This is a genomic window from Sphingobacterium sp. MYb388, from assembly GCF_037479535.1.
Taxonomy (GTDB): domain Bacteria; phylum Bacteroidota; class Bacteroidia; order Sphingobacteriales; family Sphingobacteriaceae; genus Sphingobacterium; species Sphingobacterium anhuiense.
Genome location: NZ_JBBGYV010000002.1, coordinates 1,137,483 through 1,144,300 on the forward strand (window position 1 = coordinate 1,137,483; position 6,818 = coordinate 1,144,300).

Consider the following 6,818-nt stretch of genomic DNA (forward strand, 5'->3'; position numbering starts at 1 on the left):
TACAATAGATTAATTGTACTTTCGAACATTAATTTTATAAAACAACTAAATTAAAAACTTAAGGTAAATCAAAAACATGAGATTTATTAAACCAATTGCATTAACATTTTTGTTGCCAACTCTTTATTGTACAACCCCTAGTACTGCGGCAACATCACTTCGTGCTGAAGCGAGAGCAATTTTAGCACAAGACACCGTTAGTTGGAATCAAAAACTTCCTTTTGACAATGAGGTGCTTACAGGTAAACTTAAAAATGGTTTCACTTACTACATCCGTCGGAATGTAGAACCAGAAAAAAGGGTTACGATGTATTTAGCAAACAAAGTAGGTTCTATATTAGAAACAGATGACCAATTAGGCTTGGCTCACTTTTTAGAACACATGAACTTTAATGGTCTAAAACACTTTCCTAAAAACGAGTTGGTCAATTACCTACAAAAAGCTGGTGTTCGTTTTGGCTCCGATTTGAATGCTTATACCGGATTTGATGAAACGGTTTATCAGTTGCCCATTCCATCTGATGATCCTGAACTGTTGAAAAATGGTTTACAGGTGATGCGCGACTGGGCACAAGATGCATTGCTTGCTGATGATGAGATTGATAAAGAACGCGGTATTGTGATGCAGGAAATGCGTGGCGGACGTGGTGTAGGTCAACGTTTGCAGGATCAATATTTTCCAATTGTTTTAAATGGATCTCGCTATTCTAAACGTTTACCGATCGGAACAGAAAAAATTATTACAACTTTCAAACCGGAGACGATCCGGAAATTTCATCAAGACTGGTACAGACCGGACTTACAGTCTATCATCATTGTTGGTGATATCGACGTGAAAGATATGGAAGCTCGAGTTAAAGCCTTATTTTCGGATTTAAAAGCTCCTGCTAAAAAGCTGGAACGTACCAAGTATAATGTTGATTTATTGAATAAAAATCAATTTATTGCCATTACAGATCCTGAACTTCCTTATACAGTTGCTCAGATTATGATCAAAAGTAAAGAGGAAAAAACAGTGACCGTAAAAGATTATCGCAAACAGTTACTGATTTCGGCATTTAACTCGATCGTTGCCGATCGTTTTTCTGAAATCATGCAACAGGCAGATGCTCCTTTTATGCAAGCTGGAGGCAGTATATCTGGTTTCATTGCTGGATTAGATGTGTTTTCGTTGATGGTAGTTCCTAAACCAAACCAATTGGAAGTAGGATTTAAAAAGATGATGACAGAATTTGAGCGCATCCAAAAATTTGGATTTACACAGTCTGAATTGGATAGAGCCATCGTTTCAATGAATAAAGGTAATGAGACTGCTTATATAGAAAAGAGCAAGAAAAAATCGGATAGTTATGTGGGTCGTTATTTGAATAACTTCTTAAAAGATGATGCCGCATTAAGTAACGATGATAGTTATAAAATAACAAAACAGCTATTACCAACATTGACCTTGAAAGAAGTTAATGCACTGATTTCAAAATATTATACTGATCTGAATCGTGATATCATCATCATGGGGCCGGAGAAAGATAAAGCTACTTTACCTGCTGAACAAACAGTCAATAATTGGATAAAGGAAGTGGAGTCTCAGAACTTAACAGCTTATGAGGATAAGGTTTCTAAATTGCCATTATTATCGAAGGAACCTGTTAAAGGATCTGTTGTTTCCAATAAGGAATTAAAAGAGATCAATGTAAAAGAATTGACCTTAAGCAATGGTGTCAAAGTAATTTTGAAACCTACCAATTTCAAGAATGATGAAATACGTATCTCGGCATTTAGTCCAGGTGGTTCTTCTTTATATCCAGATGCAGATTATTATTCAGCGAGTAATGCTGCGGGTCTAGTGGATGCGAGTGGTGTGGGTCAATTGAATAATGTTGAATTACAAAAGTATCTCACAGGTAAAAATATCGGGATCACACCGTATATTTCAGAAAGATATGAAGGAATCTATGGAAGTTCGGACAAAGAAGGTTTAAAAAATGCTTTTGAATTGATTTATGGCTATTTTACTGAACCTCGTCTGGATCAGGATGTTTACCAAAGTATCATCGCCCGTTCTGTAGGAAGTTTAGAAAATAGAGATAGTGATCCGTCAAATGTTTTCTCCGATAAAGTGAAAGAAACGCTTTATGGGGATAATATCCGCAGAAAAAATGCGACTGCCGATTTAGTGAAAACTATTGACAAAGATCGAGCTTTTCAAATTTATAAAGAGCGATTTGCTGATGCTTCGGACTTCACCTTTACCATCGTAGGTTCTTTTACTGAAGAAGAAATTAAACCTTATTTAGAAAATTACTTAGCGGCCTTGCCGAATCTTGGACGTAAAGAGTCTTATAAAGATTTAGGTATAGTAGAACCAGCTCAAGGAAAGCGTGTTGTTGTTCATAAAGGGAAAGAGGATAAAGCTTCTGTACAATTAGCTTATTATGGTGATTATACTTATTCGGAAAGCGAAAATATCAATATGGAAGCCTTAGAAAGTATCTTGACCATTAAATTATTAGAACGTCTTCGTGAAGCCGAAAGCGGGGTTTACAGTGTGGGCGCTTCTGCTAATTACGGCAAGTTGCCACGTCAACGCTATAGTTTTGGTATCGGCTTTGGCACGGCTCCGGATAAAGTGGATGTGCTGATAAAATCTGCTGTAGATGAAGTCTCTAAAATTAAGAAAAGTGGACCTGTAAAAGAGGATATTGATAAATTTGTTATTGAACAAAAGCGTCAATTAGAGCTACAGCTTAAAGAGAATGGATTTTGGGTTAGCTATCTATCAGGATCTTATCAAAATCAAGAGGATGTAACGGAAATCTTGAGAAAATTAGATGACCTGAGTAAAGTGTCTGTAGAAAGTGTAAAAGCTGTCGCTGATAAATATTTAAAAGAAGACCGCATGTTTGAATTTATTTTGTTACCAGATGCAAAATAGATCTTAAAGTCTAAAAAAGAAAGCTCCTGAATACTATTCAGGAGCTTTTTTTATGTCATATGACGCTGATGATCAGCATCTATTTTATCTTTTTGAAGTTATAGAATTCTTCTAATTCTCCTTTAATTTCTTTACCTTCCATATCTAATTTCTTCATCATACCTTCACCGACTTTATATTTGCTTTCGCCATCTTTCTCCTTTAAAATAATCGAGCCGCCGTCTGGAGTCCATGTGAACGTGCCAGTTTCTTTAAAAGGTCCACCTTTTTCAAGATACTGTTCAGATTTTTCAAAAGTTCCATCCATATTTAAGGTTAAGATGACATGAATGCCCGAACAGTCTGCACATGGAAGAGTTCCTTCGTAGGTTCCAGCCCAATCAACAGAGTTTTGTGTATTATGCTCATCGTGAAATGCCGTATCTTGTTTAGTAGCAACTGTACTGCTGTCTTGTGCTGTTTTTTCTTTTGTTTGTGTTGGATTTTGGCAAGATGTAAATGAAGCAGTAATTACGAATAAGCCTATGAAGATTTTTTTCATTATAATATGTTTTATTTCTAAAAACGTGATGTATTAATGTATGTACTTTTGCATTTTTTGTATTGTTTTAAGAGCTAAAACAATACTGTTCGTTTATAGTTTTTGTAATATACTTAAAAATGCAAAATATAACTATTTCTTTTCAGAGTGACCTAAATCTTTATCCGGGTTAATGTGATCTCTTATCAATTGTTTTAATTCCTTTATTTCAGGAAACCTTCCCATTTCTTTACGGTCAAATATGGGTTGCTGATCGATTGAAATGGAGTATTTACCCGCTATTTCACTCGGAATCAGTAAGACACCATGAATATCTTCTGTAAAAGTACTTAAAATTTCTTGCGCCATATAGGCCGCGCGTAACATCCAGTTACATTTCGGACAGTATTCAACTGAAATTGTAGGTTTTGATATATCCATCTTTCTATATAGCTTATATGGCGAATATAAGGGATTTATTTTTATATTCTTAAACTGTACTATTACTATTTACTGTGCAGCAATACGGATAATTGTCGTGTTTATCAGCCAATTTTGAATGAAGTCATGGCAAGAGATCCTCCTATAGAGTTGTCGTTAAACAGCAGTAAATCATCTTGTCTATCTTTTAGTGCCAGGCTGTAGATCATGGGAAGATAATGTTCTGGTGTGGGTATAGCTAAATCAAATGCTTTTCCCTGATTCCGGAAGTCGATCAAAGCTTTGTGATTACCATCTAAAATGTAATTTTTCATTTTTTCTTTTGCTTCCTGAGCCCAGTCCCATGCAAATCCCGCCTCATTTAATTTATCCCAGGCTACCATACGCAGGTTGTGGACCATATTGCCACTGCCTATTATCAATACACCTTTATGACGTAAGGAAGCTAATTCCTGTGCTAATTCATAATGGTAAGACGCAGGTTGCGTATAATCGATACTCATTTGAATAACCGGAACCTCAGCATCTGGGTATAGATGCTTGACAACAGACCATGCCCCGTGGTCAAGACCCCATTTATCATCCAATAATACATCAGTTTTTGTGATGATTCTTTTTGTTTCCTGTGCAAGTTCAGGGCTTCCGGGAGCTGGATACTGTACATCAAATAATGCTTGAGGAAATCCGCCAAAATCATGAATTGTCGGAGGATTATCCATTGCAGTAACGAATGTACCACGCGTTTCCCAGTGCGCTGAAATAACTAATATTGCTTTTGGTTTTTGAAAAGTCTTACCGATATTTCGGAATCCGTCCACAAATTCATTTTCTTCGATCGCATTCATAGGACTTCCATGTCCCAAAAATAACACGGGAAACTTCTCGGTTGCTTCAAAATTTTTAGATAAGTTGCGTAAGGAGTTTACTTTTAAAGCAGCTCCTGTTAAAGGTAATACAGCCATAGCGGTTATAAATTTTTTTCGATTCATGCTATTAACTCCTGATGATATATTCTTGTTGATAGCTTTTTAATAGTTAAAACAAATATCGGAAGTATAACAGGAGGATAGGTATTGTTTTTTGGTAATAATGTTGTACTATTTGGAAATGATCGCTTTTATATCAGTCCTAAATTCTGTAGGCGTCTGTCCCGACTTTCGCTTAAATACATTTGTAAAGTAGGCATTATCACTGTATCCTAATTCAAATCCAATTTCCGAAATTGTTTTATCGGTATTCATCAACAAATTTTTAGCTTCTATCAATTTTCTCGTTTCAATAATTTCGGAAACACTTTGCTGTAATATTTGATGACAGATCATATTAAGACCACGTGCACTCATAAAGAGTTTTTCCGCATAAAAATTTACTGATTCTGGGCGATGATAATTTTCTTCTAATATGGTTAAAAAGTTTTTAAATGTTGTACTGGAAGTCGATGAGTAGGGTAGGCCTTCCAGAAACTGTTTACGATATTCGGATTCGATCATCGTAAATAAGGTACTTAATAATTGTCGTACGATACCCAAATCGCTTTGGATTTCGTGCATTTCATCGGCTATCATTTGAGCTATATGAACTATCCTTTGAAAACAAGTGGATGGAGTGATGCTAAATGTAGCTTGGTCATGAAAATGATTGTACAGTTGAAAAGTCGTTTCGGCAATAAATTCACTTTTGAATCGCAATACCCAAAATAGACATTTTCCTGCTTTTAGCGTAGGTTTTACGCGATGTGTTTTTCCTTTGGTAACAAAACTTATAAATGGTGCTGCATAAGTTTCGGATTTAAAATCAATAAAATGTTCTAATTCTCCTTCAATACCAATAATTAACTCTTCGAAATCATGGTGATGAACATTATTTTCGCTTTGGGCGATGCGGTTTGCTTCAGCTACATCGACTTGATATATTTTGAAAATTTCCATCAAAACTTTTTTGATTTCTTGTTGATTTTAAAGTTATAAAAAAAATGCAAAACCTTTGTTATATATCGGTTTATTTCACTTTTGTGTATTAGGTATAGTGGTCTTCAATACCATGATAGTGAGTATGTGAAAAATCAGCTTTATAGTAAGCAAGAGATGGGCGAGGTGCTTACAGCAATTGGACCTAATAATAGGGATTGGATTTGTGTTCGTCAGTATAATGATAAAGCAGCTCTTTAAACCAATTGAATCTGGAGAAAACTGCTGTTGTTAGCAGGGTGATACCATATTATAAGCAAGTAGGAATCTTGTTCGCATATAATGGAGGTATAACAGAGGGATAAGAGGGGGTTTACAGGGGGTTAGTAGAGGTAAACCCCTAGAACCCCCCTATAAAATCTCAGTAATCTCTATATAAATCCCATCTTAAATAATAATCAGTTCCCTGTCAGTTCCGGATCAGGTTATAATATGCCTTATTCCGGAGTATCTGTACGGAGGGGAGCTGGCTATAGTAAAACACCCCGACTTCTCTGGACCCCTTTTGTAGTATATAGTAATATAGTATAAAGTAAAGATGTCGGCCCGGCGGAAAGCATGAGGAGACATGGATCACCTTATCAGTAATAGTAATAGTAATAGTAATAGTGTCGATGATGCCGCTGTACCGAAAAAGATATCATTTCCACTTGGCTATTCCGTAAAAGCATACTGCATCCATAAAAGATGGCCCAGAACGAACAATCCCCCCGCTACCCTTTTTTACAGTTCAAAGCCAGGATTGTCCGTTTCTCAGCCCCGAGAACAGGTCAGAGGTAAATTTATCGGTCAGGTTATAAGCTGTTTACCGTTTCGCGGCAAACTATTTCCGGAAAAGATTAGGAAGTGATTATAAAAAGTCCCTATCTTTGCACCACTCCGCAAGGGAGGAACGGCTGATCCGAAAGGATAGGCACTGAAAAAAGAAGGGTTTAATTCAGGTTAAACGCAGAAACAG

General features: G+C 36.2%; 5 protein-coding genes. 1 reads left to right on the forward strand and 4 read right to left on the reverse strand.

From position 1 onward, the window contains the following. The first annotated feature begins 76 nt into the window (after positions 1-76). Complete coding sequence (locus WH188_RS10540) at positions 77-2,932, forward strand: M16 family metallopeptidase (RefSeq protein ID WP_132772741.1); 2,856 nt, start codon at positions 77-79, stop codon at positions 2,930-2,932. Between the two features lie 79 nt (positions 2,933-3,011). Here WH188_RS10540 and WH188_RS10545 read toward each other — a convergent pair whose 3' ends face one another. The 4 genes from WH188_RS10545 to WH188_RS10560 form a co-directional block, all read right to left on the reverse strand. Continuing rightward, on the reverse strand, positions 3,012-3,473 hold the full coding sequence (locus tag WH188_RS10545) for a copper resistance protein NlpE (protein WP_132772742.1): 462 nt from the start codon (positions 3,471-3,473) through the stop codon (positions 3,012-3,014). Positions 3,474-3,605: 132 nt separating this feature from the next. Further along, positions 3,606-3,893, reverse strand: a complete 288-nt coding sequence (locus WH188_RS10550) for a SelT/SelW/SelH family protein (RefSeq protein WP_021191773.1) — start codon at positions 3,891-3,893, stop codon at positions 3,606-3,608. Between the two features lie 104 nt (positions 3,894-3,997). After that, positions 3,998-4,882, reverse strand: a complete 885-nt coding sequence (gene ygiD, locus WH188_RS10555) for a 4,5-DOPA dioxygenase extradiol (RefSeq protein ID WP_168127486.1) — start codon at positions 4,880-4,882, stop codon at positions 3,998-4,000. Positions 4,883-4,990: 108 nt separating this feature from the next. Next, positions 4,991-5,821, reverse strand: coding sequence for an AraC family transcriptional regulator (locus WH188_RS10560; RefSeq protein WP_339423905.1), 831 nt, complete (start codon positions 5,819-5,821; stop codon positions 4,991-4,993). Positions 5,822-6,818 lie beyond the last annotated feature (997 nt).

Bases quoted from the DNA above. Each gene is read 5' to 3' on its own strand.
- WH188_RS10540 (WP_132772741.1), top strand. From the start codon at position 77: ATGAGATTTATTAAACCAATTGCATTAACATTTTTGTTGCCAACTCTT.
- WH188_RS10545 (WP_132772742.1), bottom strand. From the start codon at position 3,473: ATGAAAAAAATCTTCATAGGCTTATTCGTAATTACTGCTTCATTTACA.
- WH188_RS10550 (WP_021191773.1), bottom strand. From the start codon at position 3,893: ATGGATATATCAAAACCTACAATTTCAGTTGAATACTGTCCGAAATGT.
- ygiD (WP_168127486.1), bottom strand. From the start codon at position 4,882: ATGAATCGAAAAAAATTTATAACCGCTATGGCTGTATTACCTTTAACA.
- WH188_RS10560 (WP_339423905.1), bottom strand. From the start codon at position 5,821: ATGGAAATTTTCAAAATATATCAAGTCGATGTAGCTGAAGCAAACCGC.